1 protein-coding gene is annotated in these 209 nt (G+C 63.6%); it reads left to right on the top strand.

The genetic code is table 11. From position 1 onward, the window contains the following. Nucleotides 1-209, top strand: a 209-nt coding sequence (locus ACM0OW_RS25985; protein ID WP_414553618.1) for a tyrosine-type recombinase/integrase, incomplete at both ends; no start/stop codon positions are given.

The raw sequence follows: 209 nt of genomic DNA, 5'->3' as shown, positions 1-209 counted from the left end.
CCTGACCGGCGCGCTGCGCGACGTATATTTTCGCCATGCCAAGGCCCTGGCCGAGGTGGATGGCGCCACGTTTCATGACGCCCGGGCCACGGCACTGACACGCCTGGCTAAGAAGCTCAGCATCCTGGAGCTGGCGCGGATGGTGGGCCATAGGGATCCGCGCAGCCTGATGATCTATTACCGGGAGACTGCCAGTGAGATTGCAGCGA

This window comes from Anabaena sp. CCY 0017, assembly GCF_963920885.1.
Classification (GTDB): domain Bacteria; phylum Cyanobacteriota; class Cyanobacteriia; order Cyanobacteriales; family Nostocaceae; genus Nodularia.
Note: the sequence above shows the minus strand (reverse complement) of the source record. Positions and strands in the feature narration are given on the sequence as shown.